Annotated in this window: 17 protein-coding genes and 4 pseudogenes; 15 read left to right on the top strand and 6 right to left on the bottom strand. The window is 70.6% G+C overall.

The genetic code is table 11. The features are described 5' to 3' along the window. Positions 1–12: 12 nt before the first annotated feature. Positions 13–840, top strand: coding sequence for an alpha/beta fold hydrolase (locus tag BBK82_RS25820; protein WP_065917322.1), 828 nt, complete (start codon positions 13–15; stop codon positions 838–840). On the opposite strand, the gene BBK82_RS25825 is transcribed toward BBK82_RS25820, so the two are convergent. Then, positions 768–1685: a helix-turn-helix domain-containing protein gene (locus BBK82_RS25825; RefSeq protein WP_154697493.1), complete on the bottom strand. Its 918-nt coding sequence runs from the start codon at positions 1683–1685 to the stop codon at positions 768–770. The two genes, BBK82_RS25820 and BBK82_RS25825, sit on opposite strands and share 73 nt — an antisense overlap. 411 nt (positions 1686–2096) lie before the next feature. Between BBK82_RS25825 and BBK82_RS55600 the strand changes: the two are divergent. The 5 genes and pseudogenes from BBK82_RS55600 to BBK82_RS25845 form a co-directional block, all read left to right on the top strand. Further along, positions 2097–2474 (top strand): annotated as a pseudogene (locus tag BBK82_RS55600) (S8 family serine peptidase); the annotation flags it as partial. Positions 2475–2563: 89 nt separating this feature from the next. Next, complete coding sequence (locus BBK82_RS55605) at positions 2564–3022, top strand: S8 family serine peptidase (protein WP_250637370.1); 459 nt, start codon at positions 2564–2566, stop codon at positions 3020–3022. A 13-nt stretch (positions 3023–3035) separates the two neighbouring features. Beyond that, positions 3036–4172, top strand: a complete 1137-nt coding sequence (locus BBK82_RS25835) for a S8 family peptidase (protein ID WP_083268149.1) — start codon at positions 3036–3038, stop codon at positions 4170–4172. Between the two features lie 109 nt (positions 4173–4281). Further along, positions 4282–5460, top strand: coding sequence for a S8 family peptidase (locus BBK82_RS25840; protein WP_065917325.1), 1179 nt, complete (start codon positions 4282–4284; stop codon positions 5458–5460). 70 nt (positions 5461–5530) lie between these two features. Then, entirely contained in the window at positions 5531–7219 is a 1689-nt protein-coding gene (locus BBK82_RS25845) for a hypothetical protein (protein WP_065917326.1), read from the top strand. Here BBK82_RS25845 and BBK82_RS25850 read toward each other — a convergent pair. Further along, a complete protein-coding gene (locus tag BBK82_RS25850) occupies positions 7196–7483 on the bottom strand; it encodes a hypothetical protein (protein ID WP_065917327.1) in 288 nt (95 codons plus the stop codon). The two genes, BBK82_RS25845 and BBK82_RS25850, sit on opposite strands and share 24 nt — an antisense overlap. Before the next feature lie 284 nt (positions 7484–7767). Between BBK82_RS25850 and aspS the strand changes: the two genes are divergently transcribed. The 3 genes and pseudogenes from aspS to BBK82_RS54320 all read left to right on the top strand — a co-directional run. Then, on the top strand, positions 7768–9543 hold the full coding sequence (gene aspS, locus BBK82_RS25855) for an aspartate--tRNA ligase (protein WP_065917328.1): 1776 nt from the start codon (positions 7768–7770) through the stop codon (positions 9541–9543). A gap of 366 nt (positions 9544–9909) precedes the next feature. Beyond that, positions 9910–11082 carry a hypothetical protein gene (locus BBK82_RS25860; RefSeq protein WP_065917329.1) on the top strand — a complete coding sequence of 391 codons (1173 nt, stop codon included), beginning with the start codon at positions 9910–9912 and terminating at the stop codon, positions 11080–11082. An 83-nt stretch (positions 11083–11165) separates the two neighbouring features. Then, a pseudogene (locus tag BBK82_RS54320) lies at positions 11166–11615 on the top strand (GDSL-type esterase/lipase family protein); the annotation flags it as partial. Between the two features lie 231 nt (positions 11616–11846). Here the strand turns inward: BBK82_RS54320 and BBK82_RS56765 are convergent. Together BBK82_RS56765 and BBK82_RS25870 are read right to left on the bottom strand one after the other, a co-directional pair. Then, positions 11847–13160: pseudogene (locus tag BBK82_RS56765) on the bottom strand (sensor histidine kinase). Between the two features lie 79 nt (positions 13161–13239). Then, positions 13240–13975, bottom strand: a pseudogene (locus BBK82_RS25870) (response regulator transcription factor). A gap of 81 nt (positions 13976–14056) precedes the next feature. Here BBK82_RS25870 and BBK82_RS25875 point away from each other — a divergent pair. From BBK82_RS25875 to BBK82_RS25885, 3 genes are all read left to right on the top strand, one after another. Then, a complete protein-coding gene (locus BBK82_RS25875; RefSeq protein WP_065917330.1) occupies positions 14057–15772 on the top strand; it encodes a bifunctional metallophosphatase/5'-nucleotidase in 1716 nt (571 codons plus the stop codon). A 74-nt stretch (positions 15773–15846) separates the two neighbouring features. After that, positions 15847–16308 (top strand): hypothetical protein, encoded by a 462-nt coding sequence (locus BBK82_RS25880; RefSeq protein WP_065917331.1) that lies wholly within the window; start codon positions 15847–15849, stop codon positions 16306–16308. 10 nt (positions 16309–16318) lie between these two features. Continuing rightward, a complete protein-coding gene (locus BBK82_RS25885) occupies positions 16319–16630 on the top strand; it encodes a sunset domain-containing protein (RefSeq protein WP_065917332.1) in 312 nt (103 codons plus the stop codon). 83 nt (positions 16631–16713) lie between these two features. On the opposite strand, the gene BBK82_RS25890 is transcribed toward BBK82_RS25885, so the two are convergent. Beyond that, positions 16714–17187: an HAD domain-containing protein gene (locus BBK82_RS25890; RefSeq protein WP_065917333.1), complete on the bottom strand. Its 474-nt coding sequence runs from the start codon at positions 17185–17187 to the stop codon at positions 16714–16716. Positions 17188–17220: 33 nt separating this feature from the next. On the opposite strand from BBK82_RS25890, the gene mug reads away from it, so the two are divergent. Further along, a complete protein-coding gene (gene mug, locus BBK82_RS25895; protein ID WP_065917334.1) occupies positions 17221–17730 on the top strand; it encodes a G/U mismatch-specific DNA glycosylase in 510 nt (169 codons plus the stop codon). A gap of 179 nt (positions 17731–17909) precedes the next feature. Further along, complete coding sequence (locus BBK82_RS25900) at positions 17910–20750, top strand: AfsR/SARP family transcriptional regulator (RefSeq protein WP_065917335.1); 2841 nt, start codon at positions 17910–17912, stop codon at positions 20748–20750. Here the strand turns inward: BBK82_RS25900 and BBK82_RS25905 are convergent. Then, the gene (locus BBK82_RS25905; RefSeq protein WP_065917336.1) at positions 20743–21294 is read right to left on the bottom strand and encodes an NlpC/P60 family protein; all 552 of its coding nucleotides are present in this window, start codon (positions 21292–21294) and stop codon (positions 20743–20745) included. The genes BBK82_RS25900 and BBK82_RS25905 overlap by 8 nt on opposite strands. A gap of 137 nt (positions 21295–21431) precedes the next feature. Between BBK82_RS25905 and BBK82_RS25910 the strand changes: the two genes are divergently transcribed. Further along, positions 21432–21905 carry a hypothetical protein gene (locus BBK82_RS25910; protein WP_065917337.1) on the top strand — a complete coding sequence of 158 codons (474 nt, stop codon included), beginning with the start codon at positions 21432–21434 and terminating at the stop codon, positions 21903–21905. Positions 21906–21922: the final 17 nt, after the last annotated feature.

A 21922-nucleotide genomic window follows, 5' to 3' on the forward strand; every position in this document is an offset into this window, starting at 1 on the left:
GACTGCGCCGTCATGGGGACCTTCACGACTTCAGACGGCACCACGCTCGCGTACCACTCGGCAGGCGGCTCGAACCCGCTGGTCTGCCTGCCGGGTGGGCCGATGCAGAACGCGTCCTACCTCGGTGACCTCGGAGGACTGCCGGACACGCTGGTCCTCGACCTGCGCGGCACCGGTGCGTCGCAGGAGGCCGATCCGCGGACATACCGCGCCGACCGCCAGGTCGACGACGTGGAAGCGCTCCGGCAGCACCTCGGCCTGGACAGGATCAGCGTGCTCGGCCACTCCGCGGGCGGCACCCTCGCGGTCCTCTACGCCCAGCGCTACCCGCAGCACGTCGAGCACCTCGTCCTCGTCGCACCCAGCCCGCGCGTCGTCGGCATCGACGTCACCGACGCCGACCGCCGTGCGGTCGCCGAGCAGCGCAGGGGAGAACCCTGGTTCGCCGAGGCGTTCGCCGCGTTCGAGGACATCTGGGCGGGCAACGCGACCGAGGAGAACTTCGCGAGGATCGCGCCGTTCTCCTACGGCCGCTGGGACGACGAGGCGCGGGCGCTCGACGAGCACCCGCGCAACGACGAGGGCGCCCGGCAGTTCTACGCCGAGGGTGCGCTCGACCCCGAGCAGACCCGCAAGGCGCTCGCAACCCTCGACGCGCCAACGCTTCTGCTCGCCGGCGAGTACGACGTCGCACTGCCGCCCGACCGCGCGCGGGAGTACGCGGCGTTGTTCCGCGACGCCGAGCTCGTCGTGCAGCCCGGCGCCGGTCACTTCCCGTTCGTCGACGACCGGGTGGCGTTCACGGCGGCGGTCACCGGCATGCTCCAGCGCATCCCGTAGAGGCCGGGCCCGAAGTCGAGCGCGGCGGTGTGCGCGTAACCCCAGGCGTCCACGGGTTCCTGGCGCGCACCGCCGGACATTTCCGCGCCCGCCGGACCGGTCGCGAACCGCTCGCACGACACCGGCGGCGCGTCCAACGGGAATTTGATCTCCAGCACGTAGTCGTGCACCCGTTCACCGAACCGGCGGAAATGCGTGTGCTCGGCGGTCGGACTCGGGTAGATCAATTCGTACTCGATCGCGACGGATTCGTCGGGTGAGAGCGGTTCCTCGAACATCAGCTCGGCGACGAGCACGCCGTTGGTGCGTTCGCGGGCCACCCGGCCGACCCGGCACGACCTGATCGCGGTCACCGCGGGCTGCGCCGAACCCGTTTCCTGGCAGAGGATCCACCGGTCCACACCGGCCGCCGTCGCCTGCACGACCTGCCGGGTCCTGATCCCGCGCACGCCGCCGCAGGACGCGACGTCCACCCGGTCGTGCTGCGCGGTGAGCACCAGCCCCGAGCCGTCCCACGGCGACCGCGGCGGTGCCTCCCGCCTGCGCGAACGGCCCCGCGGCCGAGGTGGCCCGAGCAGCCGGGAGAGCGCGGTGTCCGGTAGTCCCAGCACGTCCTCGAGATGAGCCAGCGCTCTCAGCGACTCCGGTCGCTCGGGTCTGCGGCGACCCGACTGCCAGTAGCTCAACGCCGTCACGCTGATCGGTGCGCCCCGCACCCGCAACCGGTGCTGCAGGCGTTCGAGACTGAGTCCCCGCACCTGGATCGCGACCCGCAACGCGTCCGCGAACGGACCCGTCACCAAGAGGTCGGCGAGCTCCTCGCGCGGTGGGTAGATCGCGAGCATCACCCCTCCGTTTCCCGGAGTCAAGCACGAGAGGCTATCGGCAGCAATGACGAAGCGGTACAGCCGATCGGCGGTTTCGCGCCCGTTGTGAACTCGGCAAGTTCAGATCTCGGGCCTATTACGCCGCCGTGGTCCCGATCGGGTTCTGCACACCCCTGCGACGAACAGGACGACGCAATGCGCAAGACAGCAACCCTGATGGGATCGGCGGTCATGATCGCGGCGTTCGCGGCCCCCGCCACCGCGGCGGTCGGTGAGATCCGCACCTCGCCCGGAGAGAACATCGCCGGCAGCTTCATCGTCAAGCTGAAGGACGACCGGGTCACCGCGAGCGCGCAGACCCTCGGCTCGCGCTTCGGCGGGCAGGTCGGCCACGTCTACGACGCGGTGTTCAAGGGCTTCTCGGTCACCATGAGCGACGCCCAGGCCCGCAGACTCGCCGCCGACCCGTCGGTCGAGTACGTGGAACGCGACCAGGTCGTCCGCGTCCAGGCCACCCAGGTGAACCCGCCGTCGTGGGGCCTCGACCGGATCGACCAGCGCAACCTGCCGCTCGACCAGCGCTACACCTACAACAGCACCGGCCAGGGCGTGAACGCCTACATCGTCGACACCGGTGTCCGCATCACCCACCGCGACTTCGCCGGCCGGGCCCGCAACGGCTACGACTTCGTGGACAACGACGCCGTCGCGCAGGACGGCAACGGGCACGGCACACACGTTGCCGGCACCGTGGCGGGCACGCTGCACGGTGTCGCGAAGCAGGCGACCATCCACGCGGTCCGCGTGCTCAACAACTCCGGCTCCGGCACGATCTCCGGGGTCGTCGCGGGCGTGAACTGGGTGGCCACCAACCACGTCAAGCCCGCGTGGCGAACATGTCGCTCGGCGGCGGTGCCAACACCTCGCTCGACAACGCCGTGCAGGGCGCGATCACGCGCGGTGTGTCGTTCGCGGTCGCGGCCGGCAACTCCAACACCAACGCGGCCAACACCTCGCCCGCGCGCGTCGCGGCGGCACTGACGGTGGGGTCGACCGACCGCACCGACGCCCGGTCGTCGTTCTCCAACTACGGCCCGGTGGTCGACGTCTTCGCACCCGGCGGCGGCATCACCTCGGCGTGGCACACCAGTGACACCGCCACGAACACGATCTCCGGCACCTCGATGGCGGCGCCGCACGTCGCCGGTGTGGTGGCGCGGTACCTGCAGGGCAACTTCAACGTGACACCCGCGCAGGTGGCGACCGCGATCACCTCCAACGCCACCGACGGGAAGGTGACCAACCCCGGCGCGAACACGACGACCAGGCTCCTGCACTGGCCACCGACCAGCTGAGCGCCGGCCTGAGATGTGCGGCCCCGGCTCTGCCCAGAGCCGGGGCCGTTCCCTGCAGAGGAAAGGAAGTCTGCCTGTGAGAGCCCTGCTGGCAGTCGCCGCCCTGGCGGCAGCGGTCGTGGTCGCCCCGGCGTCCGCGGCCACCTCGTCCTACATCGTCGTGCTGAAGGACGGCGCCGTGGCGTCGTCCGCGGGCACGGTGGAACATCGGTACACCAGTGTCTTCAACGGCTACAGCGCGCGGCTGACCGCACGGCAGCTGCGCACCGTCCAGGCCGACCCGAACGTGTCCTATGTGGAGCGGGACGGGATCGTGCACGCCAGCGGCACGCAGCTCAACCCGCCGTGGGGACTCGACCGCATCGACCAGCGGGCCCTGCCGCTGGACCAGCGCTACGAGTACACCAGCACCGGCGCCGGCGTGAACATCTACGTCATCGACACCGGTCTGCGCGTGACGCACACCGATTTCGGCGGACGTGCGCGCAACGGGTGGGACACCGTCGACAACGACGCGGTCGCCCAGGACGACAACGGCCACGGGACGCACGTCGCCGGCATCGCCGCGGGCACCAAGCACGGCGTGGCGAAGCGCGCGACCGTGTGGGGCGTGCGGGTGCTGAACGGTTCGGGCTCCGGCACGATCTCCGGCGTGATCGCGGGCGTGGACTGGGTGGCGCGCAACGCCGTCAAGCCCGCGGTGGCGAACATGTCGTTGGGCGGAGGCGCGTCCACGGCACTGGACGACGCCGTGCGCCGCGCGATCGCCGCCGGTGTCTCGTTCACGGTCGCGGCGGGCGGCAGCAACACCGACCCCGCGAACTCCTCACCACAGCGTGTTTCCCAGGCGATCTGCGTGGGCGCGTCGACGCAGGCCGACACCAAGTCCTCGTCGTCGAACCACGGCCCGCTGGTGGACATCTGGGCGCCGGGTGTGGGCATTCCGTCCGCGTGGAACACCGGTGACACGGCGACCGCCACGCTGTCGGGCTCCTCGATGGCCGCTCCGCACGCGGCCGGTGTCGCGGCTCGGTACCTGCAGTTCAACAACGCGGCCACGCCCGCGCAGGTCGAGCACGCGCTGGTTACCACGGGCACTCCGGGAACACCACCCGTCACTCGTCTCCTCCACTGGCCGCCGTCGCTGTGAAAGTGAATTGTTCGGCAATGCAAGGCCGTCTTAATCTTTAGGACACCCTTGGCAGGAACCGGATCTCTCCCTAGCGTCGAAAGTGCTTCGTTCCCCTGCAAAGAACGGAATGCACACCATGACGCGAAAGATCCGGTTCCTGGCCGGTGCCGGTGTGGCGACGCTCGCCATGTCGGTTCTGATGGTCCCGTCGGCCTCCGCCGCCGAAGGCCAGGTCCTCGAGGCCGACGCCGCCGAGAAGGTCTCCGGCAGCTTCATCGTGAAGCTGAAGGAGGGCAAGGCCTCCGCCCAGTCGCTCGCTTCCCGCTTCGGCGCGAAGGTCGAGCGCAACTACGCCACCTTCGGCGGCTTCAACGTGAAGCTCTCGGAGAAGCAGGCGCGCATCCTCGCCGCCGACCCGTCGGTCGAGTACGTCGAGCAGGACCAGGTGTTCCACGTCCAGGCGACGCAGACGAACCCGCCGTCGTGGGGGCTCGACCGCATCGACCAGCGCAACCTGCCGCTCAACAGCTCCTACAGCTACACCTCGACCGGCTCCGGCGTCAGCGCCTACGTCGTCGACACCGGTGTGCGCATCAGCCACAGCACGTTCGGCGGCCGCGCTGTCAACGGCTACGACGCCGTGGACAACGACAACGTCGCGCAGGACGGCCACGGCCACGGCACGCACGTCGCCGGCACCATCGCGGGCTCGCAGTACGGCGTGGCCAAGGCCGCGCGCGTCGTCGCCGTCCGCGTGCTGAACAACTCCGGCTCCGGCACCACCGCGCAGGTCGTCGCCGGCATCGACTGGGTCGGCAACAACGCCGTCAAGCCCGCCGTCGCCAACCTGTCGCTGGGTGGTGGCGTCAGCACCGCGATCGACAACGCGACCCGCAGCGCCATCGCCAAGGGCGTGACCTTCGCGGTCGCGGCCGGCAACTCGAACGCCAACGCCTCCGGCTTCTCCCCGGCCCGCGTGGCCGAGGCGATCACCGTCGGCGCCACCGACCGCAACGACGCCCGCGCGTCCTACTCGAACTTCGGCGCGGTGCTCGACATCTTCGCGCCGGGCTCGTCCATCACCTCGTCGTGGAGCACCTCCGACACGGCGACCAGCACCATCTCGGGCACCTCGATGGCCACCCCGCACGTCGCGGGCGCGGCCGCCAGGTACCTGTCCACCAACCGCGCCGCCACGCCGGCCCAGGTCGCCTCGTACCTGGTCGCGCAGTCGACGCCGTCGAAGGTCACGAACCCGGGCTCGGGTTCGCCGAACCGCCTGCTGTACCTCGCGCCGACCGCGTGAGCTGAGCTCTGAGGGGAAGGCCGCGACTCGAGTCGCGGCCTTCTCCGTTTCCGGCTCTAGTCTTTGCTCCGTGCTCGACGAGCTGGAGACCATCCCGTGGGAACGGCTGGAACACAACCGCGGGACGGCGGAGAACGTGCCGGAGTTGTTGCGAGCCGCCCGCACCTCGGTCGAACCGTGGGCAGAGCTGGACGACTGCCTGTTCCACCAGGGCGGGTGGGTCTGTCCGGCGGCGCGGGCGGCGTTGCCGTTCACGGTGGAGCTGGCGTCGTCGGCTTCCGTGCCGGGGCGCGTGTCGTCGTTGCGGCTCATCGGGCACATCGCGGAGGTCGCGGGTGTGGCGGAGGCGGAGTTCGTCGACGACGGGTGGCCGGCCGAGTGGGCACGGGCGCTGCCGCGGTTGGTGGACCTGGCCGCCGACCCCGATCCCGGTGTGCGGTCGGGGGCGTTGTGGGCGCTGGGGTGCGGTGGCGGGCCCGTCGCGCCCGGGCTGGTGGCGCGGTGGGACGTCGAGACCGATCCGGCGGTGCGGCTCGACCTGGTGCTGACGCTGGGGAAGCTCGCGCCGCAGTGGGTCCGGGAGCTCCGTGGTGACGACCCGCAGGTCCGGTTGGCGGCCGCCTGTGCGTCGGGCTCGCCGGCGGTGGAGGAGTTCCTGCCAGGGCTGCGGGCGGATCTGTCGGTGTGGAGCGGAACGGTGTGGGTCGGCGGGCCGGCGCGGGTCCTGGGCCTCGTGAGGGAGGCGTTGGAGGACCGGCCGGCGGAGCACGCGGCGGTGCTGACCGGGTTCGAGCCCGCGGACGACGAGCTGCGCCGCGGACAGCTGACTGCGCTCGGCGAGCTGCTGACGCGGTGGCGTTCGCCGGTCGCGACGGTGCTGCCGCTGCTCGGTGAGCGGTTGCGGGACCCGTCGGCGCGGGTGCGGTGGACCGCGTTGCACCTGCTGGGTTCCGTGCGGGCCGCGGGGTACGCCGACGACGTCGCGGCGTTGCTGGAGGACGAGACGCCGGTCGGAAGGCAACGGCAGTTCGTCGGGGACGCGGCGGCCTGGGCGTTGACGCGGTTCGGGCGGCCGGTGCCGGACCTGGTGGCGCGGCTGGACAGGTTCGGCGATGTCGAGCAGTTCTTCTCCGCGGCGGTGTACGTGCCGTGGTTGCCGGCGGCGCACGAGGTGCTGCAGCCGTTGCGGGACTTCGGTCTGGTGCCCGCGGTGCTGGACCGGCTGGCCGCGGCCTCCGGGTTCCGGCGCACCAACTTCATCGCTCTCCTGGGCTCGTGGGGTGTGCCGGAGGCGGCGCCGGTGCTGTCCGAGCTCGCCGCCGGTGAGCCCGTGGCGGCGTGGGCGTGGTGGCGGTGCGGCGGGCCGGCGGAGCTGATCGCCGCCGCCAAGGTCACCCACCAGACGGTGAAGTGGTTGGGGGACATCGGTTCCACGGCGGCTGCACACGTGTCGCTGCTGCCGTTGGACGAGCCGGACGACTGGATGCGGGTGGCGACGCGGCGGGCGCGGTGGCGGATGACCGGCGAGGTGGGGGATCTTGTGCCGGTGTGCACCGAGGTGCTGTCCGGACTGGACGACGGGCGGTTCCTGCCGGTGATGGTGCCGGCGGCGCAGGCGTTGGCCGAGGTCGGGGAACGGCCGGAGGTGCTGGTGCGGGCGCTGGCGTCGGACCGGCGGTGGGCGTCGTCCGGTGGGTGGCGGGCGTTCGACCAGGACGAGCGGCTGCGGGCGGTGCTAGAGGACCCGATCCGCGACTGACAGCGAGACCAGGTACGTGCCGAGGATCAACGCCGCCCCGAGCCACGGCCAGTACGCGCGGGGCCGCTGCAAGGCGCGGAACCACGTCGCGAAGGTGGCCGCCAGACCGAACACGACGGGTGCGACGAAGGAGAGGACCAGCGGGACCTGGCAGGTGCCGCTGCACGTCGTGGTGGGCGTGAAGCCGAGGATGCCGAAGAACATCACGAACACGGCGGCGCCGAACAGCACGAGCATGCCCAGCAGGGCGACCACGATCCGCATGAGCCTGCACGCTAGTGGTGTGGCTCAGCACGTTGCCGGGGGAATTCGCGGTCAGACCGGTGGATCGTGGTGTCGCCCCCACGTCTTCATACTGGATGTATGGGGGCGTGGGGGCGGCGCCGCGAGGTGCCCTGCTGAGCGTGGATCACCTCGCCAAGGTGCTGAGTCGCGCCACTGGCCAACGGTGATCACTTCCGCCGGCGAAAAGCCCTGCGTGAAATTCTGTCGGTGCGGCCAGCTAGCCTTGACGGAAAAGCTGACGTCATCTACAAGGAGCCACCACCGTGTTGCGCACGCACGAGGCCGGGTCACTCCGGGCCGAGCACGCCGGGCAGTCCGTCACCCTCACCGGGTGGGTCGCTCGCCGGCGGGATCACGGCGGTGTCATCTTCATCGACCTGCGTGACGCGAGCGGCGTGGCCCAGGTCGTGTTCCGCGAGGGCGAGATGGCCGAGCGCGCGCACCGGTTGCGCAGCGAGTACGTCATCAAGGTCACCGGCGAGGTGAGCAAGCGGCCGGAGGGCAGCGAGAACCCCGAGCTGCCCACGGGTGCGATCGAGGTCTACGTGAGCGACCTCGAGGTGCTCAACGAGGCCGCGCCGCTGCCGTTCCAGGTCGAGAGCGACGTCGAGCCGGGTGAGGAGGCGCGTCTCAAGCACCGCTACCTCGACCTGCGCCGCGCCACCCCGGCCAAGGCCATCCGGCTGCGCAGCGAGGTCAGCCGCATCGCCCGCGAGGTGCTGCACTCCGAGAAGTTCGTCGAGGTCGAGACCCCGACCCTGACCCGGTCGACGCCCGAGGGCGCGCGTGACTTCCTGGTGCCCGCCCGCCTGCGTCCCGGTTCCTGGTACGCGCTGCCGCAGTCGCCGCAGCTGTTCAAGCAGCTGCTGATGGTCGGTGGCCTGGAGCGGTACTACCAGATCGCGCGCTGCTACCGCGACGAGGACTTCCGCGCCGACCGCCAGCCGGAGTTCACCCAGCTCGACATCGAGATGAGCTTCGTCGAGCAGGACGACGTCATCGCGCTCACCGAGAAGCTGCTGGCCGCCATCTGGAAGGAGACCAAGGGCGTCGAGCTGCCGCTGCCGTTCCGCCGCATCTCCTACGCCGAGGCGATGGCGAAGTACGGCTCCGACAAGCCGGACCTGCGCTTCGACCTGGAGCTGACCGAGCTCACCGAGTACTTCAAGGACACGACGTTCCGCGTGTTCCAGGCGCCGTACGTCGGTGCCGTCGTCATGCCCGGCGGCGCCTCGCAGCCCCGCCGCACGCTCGACGGCTGGCAGGAGTTCGCCAAGCAGCGCGGGCACAAGGGCCTCGCCTACGTGCTGGTGGGCGAGGACGGCACGCTGGGCGGCCCGGTCGCGAAGAACCTCACCGACGCCGAGCGCGACGGCCTGGCCAAGGCCGTGGGCGCCAACCCCGGCGACTGCATCTTCTTCGCCGCCGGTGAGGCCCGCGACGCCCGTGCCCTGCTCGGCGCCGCCCGCGTGGAGATCGCCAGCCGCGTGCAGCTGATCGACGAGAACGCCTGGGCCTTCGCCTGGGTCGTCGACTTCCCGATGTTCGAGGCCGTCGACAAGCTCGAGGCGGGCGACGTCGCGGTCGGCGGCGGCAAGTGGACCGCGCTGCACCACGCGTTCACCTCGCCGACCCCGGAGTGGGTCGACAACTTCGAGTCCGACCCCGGCAACGCGCTGGCCTACGCCTACGACGTGATCCTCAACGGCAACGAGCTCGGCGGCGGCTCCATCCGTATCCACCGGGCCGACGTGCAGCAGCGCGCGTTCAACGTCATGGGCATCGGCGCCGAGGAGGCGCAGGAGAAGTTCGGCTTCCTGCTCGACGCGTTCAAGTACGGCGCCCCGCCCCACGGCGGCATCGCGCTGGGCTGGGACCGCCTGTGCATGCTGCTCGCGGGTGTCGACTCGATCCGCGAGGTGATCGCGTTCCCGAAGAGCGGCGGCGGGTTCGACCCGTTGACCGCGGCTCCGGCGCCGATCACGGCGTTGCAGCGCAAGGAAGCGGGCGTGGACGCGAAGCCGGACCAGAAGGGCTGAGCCGGGCCGGGAGTGGCGCGGTTTGGCCGATCCTCACAACCCGTGCGGGACCGAACAAACCGCCCACATCGCCCCACCGGGAGAAAGATCGTCCGGCGGGGCAACCTCCCACCCACCCGCACGCGTTTCTCACAGCATGGGACCGGTTCGCCCGATCGAGCAGCTACTTGATCGGTATTGACGCGTGAGTCAACAACTGGGGTGTTGATCGGCCCGTACCGAGCAACGGATGGTGTTTCCACACGTCCACAGCTCGGAGGGGGATCCGGAAACGGCCGGAGCCGTTGTCAACCGGTGGTGGTGGTCGCCGCTTGGCCGGATTAGCGTCGGTCGGGCTCACGGACATGGGGAGTAGGGTCGGAGGGGATGAGCGTGGAGATCACCGCGGGCCCTCCCGACACGACTTCACCGGAGATCGTCGAAGCTGTCGAGGCTGCCGAGCGGGTACTGACCAGGCGACTGGGCGCGACGGTGCGCCTCGCGGACCCCGAGGCTCTCGGGGGTACCGGTCGTTCCGTCGTCATCCGGGTCAGAGTGGCTTCCTCGCCGTTCTCCATGCCCCGCACGCTGGTGGTGAAGCGCTACCCGCCGGCGGCCGGTGACCGTGACCCGTGGGCCCACGAGGCGGTCAGCCACCAGCTGCTGACGGCGTTGCCGGCCGAGGAGCGGGCCACGCCCGAGCTGTTCGCGCACGACGGCACGTCCAGGCTGGTCGTGCTGGAGGACCTCGGGCGGGCGCCACGCCTCTCCGAGAAGCTGCACGGCAAGGACGCGCGGGTCGCCGAGCGCGGGCTGCTCTCCTGGGCGCACGCCATGGGGCGGTTGCACGCCACGACGGCCGGGCGGGACGCGGACTTCGACGCGTTGATGCGCAGGGCCGGGGCGCAGTGCTGCCAGGACCCCATCGCGGTCGACGTGCACGCGGCGCTCGCCGGGTTACCGGGACTGCTGAACACCGAGCTCAGCGTCGAGACGTCCACGCAGGCCGTCGAGTTCGCGGCCGCGGCGGCCAAGGCGTTCAGCACGTCGCGGCGCAGGGCGTTCAGCCCGTCGACGTCGTGCCCGGACAACCACCTGGTCACCTCGCGCGGCGTGCGGTTCGTGGACTTCGAGGGCGGGTGCGTCCGCGACATCGTGTTCGACGCGGCCTGCCTGCGGGTGCCGTTCCCGTCGTGCTGGTGCGGGTGGGGGCTGCCGCCGGGCATGTCGGAGGCCATGGTCGCCGCCTGGCGGGCCGAGGTCGGGTCGGTGTGGCCGGAGATGGACGACGACGCCGTGCTCTTGCCGCGGCTGCTGGAGGCCCAGCTGCTGTGGGTGTGGCTCGCGACGTGGCGGGCGCTGTCCAAGCCGATGCCGAGCGTCAGCAACGCGCCGCCGCGCAGTGTCGTGCTCGCCGGGCGGTGGGTGCGGCTGCGGGCCGACGCGCTCGTGCTGGGGGAGAAGACCGTGGCGTCGCACGCGGACGCGGTGATCGGGGCGCTGGTCGACCGCTACGGGTCTGAGGTGCTCGAACTCCCTCTTTACCCTGCATTTCGCTGAACGGTTCCCACACGGTCATTCCGAGATCACCGGGCCAGAAGATCCTGGGGAACGTGCTGGTGCTACTCGGTGACTCGACAGCGGTGGGGATCGGCGACCTCGTACCCGGCGGTTGGCGCGGCTTCGGCCCCATCATGTCGTCCGCGTACGAGGACAACGGCTACCGCAACTTCGCCGTCTCCGGTGCGCGGCTCGCGGACGTCCGGCGCCTGCAGCTGCCGCTCGCGCTGAAGCACCGGCCCAAGGCCGCCGTGGTCATCGCCGGCGTCAACGACACGCTGCGCTCGGACTTCTCGGCGCGCCAGATGCACAACGACCTCGACCACATCTGCCGCGAGCTGACGGCCGCGGGCTGCTCGGTGGTGACCGTGCGGTTCCACGACCAGGGCCGGGTGTTCAAGCTCCCCGGCCGGCTGCGGCGGGTGCTCAAGAGCCGCATCGACGAGCTCAACCAGGTCGTCGACGTCGTCGTGGCCCGGCACGGGATCCGCTGCGTCGACCTGCACACCCTGCCCGGCGCCTACGAGCTGGGGACGTGGGCGGTCGACCGGCTGCACCCGTCCGAGCTCGGGCACCGCATGCTGGCCAGGGCGTTCGCGGGCGAGCTGACCGCGTGCGGGCACCGGTTCGGCGAGGTCAGCCTGGAGTGCTCCGGCGGCCGCGAGCTGACCGTGTGGCACCACGTGGCGTGGTTGCTGGTCAAGGGCGTTCCGTGGCTGTTCCGGCGTGGCGCCGACCTGCTGCCGCTGCTGTGGGGCGAGAGCTCAGACCCGCAGCGAGACGGTGAACGCGGTCTGCCCTGGGACGCTCTGCACGGACACCTCGCCATCATGCGCGCCGACGACGGCGGCCACGATGGACAACCCCAGCCCCGTGCTGCCGGCGGCGCGTGAACGGGAGCTGTCGCCGCGCGCGAACCGCTCGAACACCTCCAGCCCCTCCGGGATGCCGGGCCCGTCGTCGGTGACGGTCAGCTCGACTCGTCCGGTGTGGACGGACAAACCGGTCGTGACGGTCGTACCGGGCGGGGTGTGCGTGCGCGCGTTGGACAGCAGGTTGCCGAGCACCTGGTGCAGCCGTTGCACGTCACCGGTGACCGTCACGGGCTCCTCGGGCACCGCGATCCTCCAGAGGTGGTCCGGCGCGGAGATCCTGGCGTCGCCGACCACGTCCAGCACGAGCTTCGTGAGGTCGACCTCGGCGCGTTCCAGCGGCCGGCCGTCGTCGAGCCGCGCCAGCAGCAGCATGTCCTCCACCAGCGACGTCATCCGCACCGCCTCGGACTCCACCCGGCTCATCGCGTGCGCGACCTGCGGGGAGACGTCCTCACCGGAACGCCTGGTCAGCTCGGCCTACCCGCGGATGGCGGCCAGCGGCGTGCGCAGCTCGTGCGAGGCGTCCGCGACGAACCGGCGCACGCGCGTCTCGCTGTCGTGGCGGGCCTTCAGCGCGTCACCGACGTGGCCGAGCATGCGGTTCAACGCGAGCCCGACCTTGCCGACCTCGGTGTCCGGGTCGGTCTCCGGCACGCGGTCGGCCAGCGCGACCTCACCGGAGTGCAGCGGCAGCTCGGCGACGCGGGCGGCGGTGTCGGCGACCCGGTCGAGCGGCACGAGCGCGCGCCGGACGACCCGCTGACCGGCCAGTGCCGCGGCGGCCACCCCGGCCGCGGTCAGCGCGACGAGCAGCCAGACCATCTGCCACACGACCTCGTCCACCGGGCCGGACGGCAGCCCCTTGATCGTCGTCTGGTCGACGTTGACGCGGAACGTGCCCTTGTCGCCCATGTCCACGGTGTGGTTGCCGGGGCTCAGCCCGGTCAGCTGCCGGAGCTGGAACTCGGTCATGGGCTGCGTCCTGGTGAACGGCAGCTCGATCGTGCCCTCGACCTTCCCGCCGGTGACGCGCGCGTTGATGCCCCGCGCCCGCTGGCCGACCGCCGGTTGCACCATCTCGCCGACCTGGCGGTCGAGGTCGTGCGTCAGGAACCCGTGCAACGCCAGCGCCGCGACCACGCCGGTGCCCACCGACAACGCCAGCAGCACGGCGATCTGACCGACGATCAGCTTGGCCCGCAGAGTTCTCGGGCGCAGAGTTCTCGGGCGCAGAGATCCTGGGCGCAGGGTTCCTGGGCGCAGCGTCTTCGGGCGCAGGGGGCTAGGCAGCCGGCTTGAGGACATACCCGGCGCCCCGCATCGTGTGGATCATCGGGGCCCGGCCCGCGTCGATCTTCTTGCGCAGGTAGGAGATGTACAGCTCGACGATGTTCGCCTGGCCGCCGAAGTCGTAGCTCCACACCCGGTCGAGGATCTGCGCCTTGCTCAGCACCCGGCGCGGGTTGCTCATCAGGTAGCGCAGCAGCTCGAACTCCGTGACCGTCAACGAGATCTGCTCACCCGCACGCGTCACCTCACGCGTGTCCTCGTTCAACGCCAGATCACCGACCACGAGCCGTGCGCCCGCGTCCTCCTCCGTGACACCCGTGCGCCGCATGAGTGCACGCAACCGCAGCACGACCTCTTCGAGGGGAAACCGGCTTCGTCACGTAGTCGTCGCCACCCGCCGTGAGTCCGGTGATGCGGTCCTCCACGGCGTCGCGCGCGGTCAAGAACAGCACCGGCAGCTTCGGCTGGTCCGCGCGCAGGCGCCGCAACACCTCGAAACCGTCGAAATCGGGCAGCATCACGTCCAGCACGACCGCGTCCGGCCGGAACTCCCGTGCGGTGCGCACGGCCGACATGCCGTCCAACGCGGTGCGGACATCCCACTTCTCCATGCGCAACGCCATCGTCATCAGCTCGGCCAGTGTGGACTCGTCGTCCACCACGAGCACCCGGACGGGCTGCCCGTCGGGCCGGCGGAGTTCGGCTTTCACGGTGCGCATGGCTCCCATCGTGGCTGGCCATCCTGTGTACCACCTGTGAGACCCGTCCACCTTTCGGGCGATCGGCGGTTACGTCAAGTGTGAGCAGCTATGTTCGTTTTGGGACCCGACGACCGCCCGGAGGTGAGCGTCCTGCGCACGTTCACGCTGACGGTGATGGGGACGACGGATCTGCACGGCAACCTCTTCAACTGGGACTACTACCGCGACCGGGAGTACGACGACTTCGCGCACGACGACGTGGGCCTCGCGAAGATCTCCACGCTCGTGAGTGCGATACGCGCTGACGTGGGCCGGCACCACACATTGTTGTTGGACGCCGGCGACACGATCCAGGGCACGCCGTTGGCCTACTACTACGCGAAAGTCGAGCCGATCACGCGTGCACACGTGCATCCGATGGCGGCCGCGATGAACGCGATCGGCTACACGGCGGCGGCCGTCGGCAACCACGAGTTCAACTACGGGCTCGACGTGCTGCGGACGTTCGAACGGCAGCTGGACTTCCCGTTGCTCGCGGCGAACGCGCTGGACCTGGCGACGGGACAGCCCGCGTTTCCGCCGTACGTGGTGAAGACGGTGTGGCGCACCGGTGGGCCGCCGTTGCGCGTGGGCGTCCTGGGGCTGACGAACCCCGGCATCGCGGTGTGGGACAAGGCGCACGTCGAGGGTGTGCTGACGTTCCCCGGTCTGGTGGAGCAGGCCCTGCACTGGGTGCCGGAGGTGCGGCGCCATTCGGACCTGGTGATCGTCGCGGCGCACTCGGGGGCCGACCTGTCGTCGTCGCTGGGCGACCAGGTGCCGTTCCCGGAGAACTGCGCGGAGCTGGTCGCCGAGACGGTGCCGGGCATCGACGCGATCCTGGTGGGACACGCGCACGTGGAGATCGCGCAGCGGTTCGTCACGAACAAGGTGACCGGGCGGCGGGTGCTGCTGACCGAGCCGCTGTACTCGGGCAAGCGGTTGTCGGTGCTGGAGTTCGACCTGCTCTTCGACGGCACCTGGCACCTGGAGTCGTCGCGGTCGTCGGTGCTGACGACGGCCTCGGTCGAGGAGGACCCGCGGATCGTGCGGCTGCTGCGGCACGACCACGAGAAGGTCGTGCACTACGTGAACGCGCGGATCGGCACGTGCCGCGGCGCGATGTCGGCGGAGCGGTCGCGGTTCGAGGACACGCCGGCGCTGTGCTTCATCAACCACGTGCAGGCGCTGGAGGTGAAGAAGTCCACGTCGCTGCCGGTGCTGTCGCTGTGCGCGCCGTTCAACCGGGGCGCGGCGATCCCGGCGGGCGAGGTGTCCATTCGCGACGTCGCCGGGTTGTACATCTTCGACAACACGTTGGTGGGCGTGCGGTTGACGGGCGCGCAGCTGCGCGACTTCCTGGAGGAGGCGGCGCGCTACTTCGCGCAGGTCTCGTCCGCGGGACCGTTCTCGCCGGCCGAGGTGTCGGCGGACGTGCCGGACTACAACTTCGACATCGCCTACGGGCTGGACGCGCCGCTGACCTACGACATCGACATCGCCCGTCCCGCCGGGTCGCGGATCGTCGGGCTGTCCTACGCCGGTGTGCCGGTGGGGGACGACCAGGAGTTCGCGGTCGCGGTGAACAACTACCGGCAGGCGGGCGGCGGCGACTTCCCGCACGTGGCCACCGCGCCGGTGCTGCACAACCAGCAGCAGGAGATCAGGCAGCTGCTGATCGAGTGGGTGAAGGCCGCCGGGGTGCTCGACCCGGCGGATTTCGTGCGGTCGGACTGGCGGCTGGTGGCCGGTGGCGTCCCGGTGAAGATCTCCTCGAACGGGTGAAATCAGGACCGGTGTCCTGGTGGTTCTGCTCCAAGCGGTGGCATGCGGTCCACCGGATGAGATAGGTCAGGCGCGTGCAGTTGTCGCAGCGCGTCCTCGTCGGCGCGATCGCCGTGCCGCTGCTGCTCGCCTCGGTGGGCGTCGCGGTGCACGCAGGTCCGGTCTCCCCGGTCACACCAGGCCACCTGGTGTTCGCCGTGCGCGCGGCCGAGATCGTGCTGGCGGGCACCACCTCCACGGCCGAACGGCAGGAGGTGGTCGACGCCGTGCGCGCCGTCGGCACCGCGCACCTGATCACCGACATGATCACCCCTGTTCCCGGCACCCGCTCGCCGGTCCCGCCGGCCCAGGTCGCCTCGGTGCTGGGCGCGGTGCTCGGCGCGGGGGTCAGCGACTTCACCGCCGTCGTCCACTCCGGACACCTCATCACCTCGGCGCGCGTACCTGACCACGCGCGCGCGGGCGCCCTGAGCGACGCACTGCGCGCCGCCGCCCCCGGCCTGCGCGTCGACGAGGACTTCACGACTACGGGCTAGGAGCCTTTCGTTGTTCGGGTTCTTCATCCAGATGTTCCTGCTGTGCGCGGGAGCCTTCCTCGCGGGCGTCCTGCTGACGTGGCTCACCATGCGCTCCCGGGGCGCGGCCGCCGTCCCCGAGACCCGGCTCTCGATCATGGAGGAGCCGGCCGCCCCCGCACCCGCGATCAAGGCCAACTCGCGGACGATGATGTTCCACACCCCGGAGTCGCCCTACTACAAGCGGATGAAGGGCGACGCGTTCTTCCACTCGCCGGAGGACGCGCGCCGCGCGGGCTACACGATGTGGACCCCTCGCCCCCGCGTGCCGGCTACCACCTAGGGCGCCTTCGCGGAGTGCACGCGGGGAGCTTTCGTACTCTCCTGGCGCACGAAAGGGCCCCGCGTGCGGCAGCGAACAGGGGGTCAGGCGCGCAGCCAGGCGTCGATGGTCAGGTAGTCGGCGTCGGTGAGGCCGTGGCGCGGGTCGACGCGGTGCAGGAGGGCTTGCCCGTGGTGGTCGGCGACCCAGGCGCGGTCCTTCTCGGTGATCTCGTCGTCGACCCAGGCGAACGGCCTGGTGCCCGCCAGTGCGACCAGGCCGCGTGTCTTCCAGTGCAGACCGGCGGCGTGGTCGCTGTCCTCGGTTTCGCGGTCCTCTGGCCAGGTCGCGACCGGGAGCGCGGGGAGGCCGAGGAGGGGCGCGAGGACGTCGTTGGCGTCGGTTCCCCAGGTGGTGGCCCAGACGAGCTCGCAGGGCAGTGAGGCGAGCCAGGGGCCGTGCAGGGGGTCGAGGCGGGCGAGCAGCGGGTTCGCATCGGCCGGGCCGGTGTGCTTGGCGCCGGCGAACGGGAGCAGCGGGCCGTCGACGTCGAGGAACAGCAACGGGAGCCGGGCCATGGCGTGCAGGGTAGTGCTCGTAGGCTCGGGCCCATGATCGGTGATGTGCTCAAGCCCGGCCTGGACGTGCTCTTCTGCGGCATCAACCCCGGTCTCGTCTCCGAGGCCACCGGCCACCACTTCGCCCGGCCCGGAAACCGGTTCTGGCCCGCGTTGCATTTGTCCGGGTTCACGCCGCGGCTGTTCGCGCCCGCCGAGCAGGAGCGGCTGCTCGAACTCGGGCTAGGCATCACGAACGTCGTGGCAAGGCCTTCCGCCAAAGCCGACGAATTAACAATTGACGAGATGAAAGCCGGTGCGGCCGAGCTGACCGAAAAGGTCGCGAGGTATTCACCGCGGGTTCTCGCGGTGCTGGGCGTGACCGTGTACCGGGCCGCCTTCGGGCGCAAGAAAGCGCAGGTCGGGCCTCAGGAGGAGACCGTGGGCGGGGTCAGGGTGTGGCTGTTGCCCAATCCGAGCGGGCTGAACGCGCACTGGCAGCTGCCCGCGCTCGCGGAGGAGTTCGGGCGGCTGAAAGCAAGCCTTCAGAAACCAGAACGATAGTTCATATTTGGAACCACTCGCAGTTGCGTGGACGTGGACAACCCTGGTCTGGTTGCATCGACTTCTGCGTCCATTCGAGTGGCCTTCACCCAGAAGAGGAACCGCGTGCACCGGGGCCGCGTCAGAATTTGACAATGCCGCGCAGAACTTGGTGAATCTTCAACACTGGTGGGGGCACGGTGGAAGTCAGGATTCTCGGGCCGGTGGAGCCGCCGGTACCGCCCAAGCCCGCGCAGATCTTAGCGGTGCTGGCGGTGGAGTGCGGGAAGATCGTGCCCGTCGACCGGCTGATCGATCTCATCTGGGGTGAGCGACCGCCACCGCAGGCCCGCAAGTCGCTGCAGGTGCACATCTCGAGTCTGCGCAGGGCCGGGCTGCCGGTGGAGCACCGGGCGGCCGGGTACGTGCTGGTCGCGCGGCCGCAGGACGTCGACCTGCACGCGTTCCGGCAGCTCGTCGCGCACGCGCAGGACACCGCGGAGCTCAAGATCAAGGCCGAGCTGCTCAAGGAGGCGCTGCGGCTGTGGCGCGGCACGCCGGTCGTGTTCGCGCAGACCCTCGACGTGCAACGGCTGGCCGCCGCCGAGGCGTGGGTCGACGCGGAGCTGGCGCTGGGGCGGCACGCCGAGCTGATCGACCCGCTGGGCGTGTTCGTGGCCGAGTACCCGCTGGCGGAACGGCTCCGCGGGCAGCTGATGACCGCGCTGGCACGGGCCGGTCGCCGGGCCGACGCGATGCGCGTGTTCCGCGAGACGCGCAGGGTGCTCGTCGACGAGCTCGGGGTCGAGCCCGGTGAGCAGCTGCAGCAGCTCTACCGCGATGTCCTCGAAGGCGCGCGCGACACCCGGCGCAACTACCTGCCGCGCGACGCCGGTGACTTCACCGGGCGGGTCAGGGAGCTCGACCGGTTGCTGACCGGGGACGGCGGGGTGTGGTGGATCGAGGGGCCGGCGGGCGTGGGCAAGACGGCGCTCGCCGTGCACGCGGCGCACCGCCTGGCCGAGCGGTACCCGGACGGGCAGCTGTTCGTGGACCTGCACTCACCGTCCGGCGCGCTGGACGCGTTGCTGCGCGCCATGGACGTGCCGAGCGAGCGGATCCCGGAGAGCCCGGAGGAACGCGCGGCGCTGTGGCGGGCGCAGGTCGGCGGGCGGCGGGTGGTGATCGTGCTGGACGGCGTCACGAGTGTGTCGCAGGTCCGGCCGCTGCTGCCGGGCAGTCCCGGCTGCCTCACGCTGATCACGAGCCGCAGCCGGCTCTGCGGGCTGGAGGGCGTGCACCGGATCCCGCTCGACGTGCTGGGCGACGACGAGGCCGTCACGTTGCTGGCGCGCATCCTCGGTGACGACCGGGTCGGGGCCGAGCCCGACCAGGCCACCGAGGTGGCGCGGCTGTGCGGATACCTGCCGTTGGCCGTGCGCATCACGGGTGCGCGTCTGGCCGGGCGCGCGCACTGGCCCGTGTCGAAGCTCGTGCGGCGTCTGGCAGACGAACGTTCCAGGCTCGACGAGCTCGTGGCGGACGATCTGGCCGTGCGGTCGAGCCTGGAGCTCACGTACCGGGCGCTGGACGAGGACGTGCGCAGGGCGTACCGGATGTTCGGGTTCCTCGGCCTGCCCGAGCTGCCGAGCTACCTGTGGGCGCACCTGCTCGACGAGGACGTGCTCGACCAGCTCGTCGACGCGCGGCTGCTCGACGTCACCGGCAGCGCCCGCTACCGGATGCACGAGCTGGTCCGCCTGCACGCCAGGGAGCTCGCCGAGGCCGAGGACCCGCGGCACGACCGCGAGGACCTGGTGCGCAGAGCCGTGATCGCCGCACTGTCCACTGTAGACGGTCTCACCGAGCAGCTCTTCCTCGCCGTGCCGCGGATGCAGGACTCGCTGGGTGTGCTCGCGACCGCCGCCAGGCCGGCCGACAAGGACGCGTGGTTCGCCCGCGAGGAGTCGGTGCTCACCAAGCTGGTGGAACGCGCGGCGGAGCTGGGCCTCGCCGCCACCGCCTCGCAGCTGGCCGAGGTGCTGGTGTTCGCCTGGTTCGGGCTGCGCAACCGGTACGAGGCCTGGGAACGAACACACACGGCCGCGCTGGAAGCGGTGTGGCGCACCGGGGACGTGCGGCTGGAAGCGGTCCTGAGATGCAGCCTCGGGCAGATGCACTACAAGCGGGACAACCTCGTCGAGGCGCGCTCGTGGTTCGACACGGCGCAGACGTTGTTCGTCGGCCTCAACGACAAGCACGGCGAAGCCGTCGCGATGAACGGCATCGGCATGGTGTGCCGTGATCTCGGCGAGTACCCGTGTGCGCTCGAAGCACTCGGCCGGGCCCGTGAGCTGTTGGCGGGCAACGACCCGGAGGGCGTCGCACACGCGTTGTACGGAATCGGCTCGGTGGAACGGGAACTGGGCCGCGACGAGCAGGCGCTCGACACGTTGCACGAGGCTGAGGCCGCCTACCGCAAGGCGAAGAGCCGTCGTGGTGAGGCGCTCGCCGCCCGCGGCGTCGGGCTCGTCCACCGCGCTCGCGGCGAGCTCGACCTGGCGGAGGAGCACGTCGTGCGCGCCCACGAGATGGTCGCGGGCACCGGTGACGAGCTGCTCGGCTGCTACACCGCCCAAGCCTGGGCGAAGGTGTTGCTGCGCAAGGGCGATCTCGACCCCGCGCGGGAGCTGCTGACCACCGCGCTGAACGGCTGCCGCGACGTCGGCGACCGGTTCGGCGAGGCGCTGGTCCGCCGCACCCTGGGCGAGTGGCGGCTCGCCGGGGGCGACTACGCGGGCGCGCGGCACGTGCTGACCGAGGCGCTCACGTCGTGGACCGACCTGGGCCTGCACCTGTGGCGGGCCAGGACGTTGCGCGACCTCGGCGCGGCCCACGCCTGCTCGGGGGACGTGGCAGGCGCGGACCGCTGCTGGGACGAGGCCGCCGCGCTGTTCGCGCGGCTGGGCACCCGCGAGTCCGGGGAGGTGCCCCAGTGGTCGGCGCGATGGCCACCCCTGGGGACCCTCGCGGTCAGCTGATCTTCTTGTACTTCCAGGGCGCGTAGCCGCCGGACTTCAGCGTCGCGACCGACACGGTCTCGTGGTCCATGTCGGTGGCCGTGCTGCCCTCCTCGTAGATCCACATCGAGGTCTTGGCGGTGTTGGCCCACTTCTCGAACAGCTTGACGTGGCCGTTGCGCAGGACCATGTCACCGGGCTTCAGGTTCGCCCAGGAGATCTTCGTCGCGACCTCGTCCAAAGTGGACGTGGTGCGGCTGGTCGTCAGCTTCCACGCCATGGACACGAAGCCGGAGCAGTCCGTGCGGTACTTCTTGCCCTTGTTGATGTCGTAGGCGTACGCGGACTGCGAGTACGGGATCTTGCGGTCCCACCAGTTCTTCGCGCGCTTGATGACCTCGGCGCGGGTGATCGTGCCGCCGTAGCTCGCGTCGGCGGCCTCGACCTGCTGGACACCGACCGGCTCCAGCTCGCTGCCCTCCGGCGCGGCCTGGGCGACACCGGTGAGGCCTCCCAGCAGCCCCAGCGAGATGGCGGTCGCCGCGACGGCGTGGCGAATGCGCATTGTTGTTGCTCCGATCTTGCTCGAACGTTGAGCGGACTGTGCCGCAGCACGCTGAAGAACCGCCAAAGACCGGTTTAGGCGTCCCTTTACCGCTCCTTCCTAGCTTTCGCCACACCTTGGGCTGAAGGAGAGAAAGCATGTTCGTACGCACGATCGCCGCTGTGGTCGCGATGTTCGCGGCACTGCTGATGGGCGCGTCCGTCGCGTCGGCGGCACCGGCCAAGTACACGCACTCGCAGGCGACCGCCCAGCTGCGCGCGGCCGGCATCACCTGGTCCTCCAGCGGCGGCTGCAGTGACCGCAACCGTCCGAACTGCACGTCGTTCGACCAGGTCAACGTGATGAGCATCCAGGGTGCGAAGACGCTCAAGAGCGCGTCGGGCTGCGCGCTCAACGTCACCGGTGGCACCGAGACCGGGCACGCGTCGGGCACCTACTCGCACTGGAACGGCTACAAGCTCGACTACTCGCTGTCGACCTGCCTGAACAACTACGTCACGCGCACGTTCACCTCCATCGGTGGCAACAAGTGGCGTTCGGGCTCGGGCAACATCTACTTCCGCGAGTCGAACCACTGGGACGTCACGTACTACAACTGCGGCGGCTGTTGACACCGACAACGTTGTTG

This window comes from Lentzea guizhouensis (assembly GCF_001701025.1).
GTDB classification, from domain to species: Bacteria; Actinomycetota; Actinomycetes; order Mycobacteriales; family Pseudonocardiaceae; genus Lentzea; species Lentzea guizhouensis.

Excerpts from the sequence above, each read along its gene's own strand:
- BBK82_RS25875 (WP_065917330.1), top strand. The coding sequence starts at position 14,057 with ATGTTCGTTTTGGGACCCGACGACCGCCCGGAGGTGAGCGTCCTGCGC.
- BBK82_RS25910 (WP_065917337.1), top strand. The coding sequence starts at position 21,432 with ATGTTCGTACGCACGATCGCCGCTGTGGTCGCGATGTTCGCGGCACTG.
- BBK82_RS25890 (WP_065917333.1), bottom strand. The coding sequence starts at position 17,187 with ATGGCCCGGCTCCCGTTGCTGTTCCTCGACGTCGACGGCCCGCTGCTC.
- BBK82_RS25905 (WP_065917336.1), bottom strand. The coding sequence starts at position 21,294 with ATGCGCATTCGCCACGCCGTCGCGGCGACCGCCATCTCGCTGGGGCTG.
- BBK82_RS25835 (WP_083268149.1), top strand. The coding sequence starts at position 3,036 with ATGTGCGGCCCCGGCTCTGCCCAGAGCCGGGGCCGTTCCCTGCAGAGG.
- BBK82_RS25820 (WP_065917322.1), top strand. The coding sequence starts at position 13 with ATGGGGACCTTCACGACTTCAGACGGCACCACGCTCGCGTACCACTCG.
- BBK82_RS25860 (WP_065917329.1), top strand. The coding sequence starts at position 9,910 with ATGAGCGTGGAGATCACCGCGGGCCCTCCCGACACGACTTCACCGGAG.
- BBK82_RS25850 (WP_065917327.1), bottom strand. The coding sequence starts at position 7,483 with ATGCGGATCGTGGTCGCCCTGCTGGGCATGCTCGTGCTGTTCGGCGCC.
- BBK82_RS25825 (WP_154697493.1), bottom strand. The coding sequence starts at position 1,685 with ATGCTCGCGATCTACCCACCGCGCGAGGAGCTCGCCGACCTCTTGGTG.
- BBK82_RS25840 (WP_065917325.1), top strand. The coding sequence starts at position 4,282 with ATGCACACCATGACGCGAAAGATCCGGTTCCTGGCCGGTGCCGGTGTG.
- BBK82_RS55605 (WP_250637370.1), top strand. The coding sequence starts at position 2,564 with ATGTCGCTCGGCGGCGGTGCCAACACCTCGCTCGACAACGCCGTGCAG.
- mug (WP_065917334.1), top strand. The coding sequence starts at position 17,221 with ATGATCGGTGATGTGCTCAAGCCCGGCCTGGACGTGCTCTTCTGCGGC.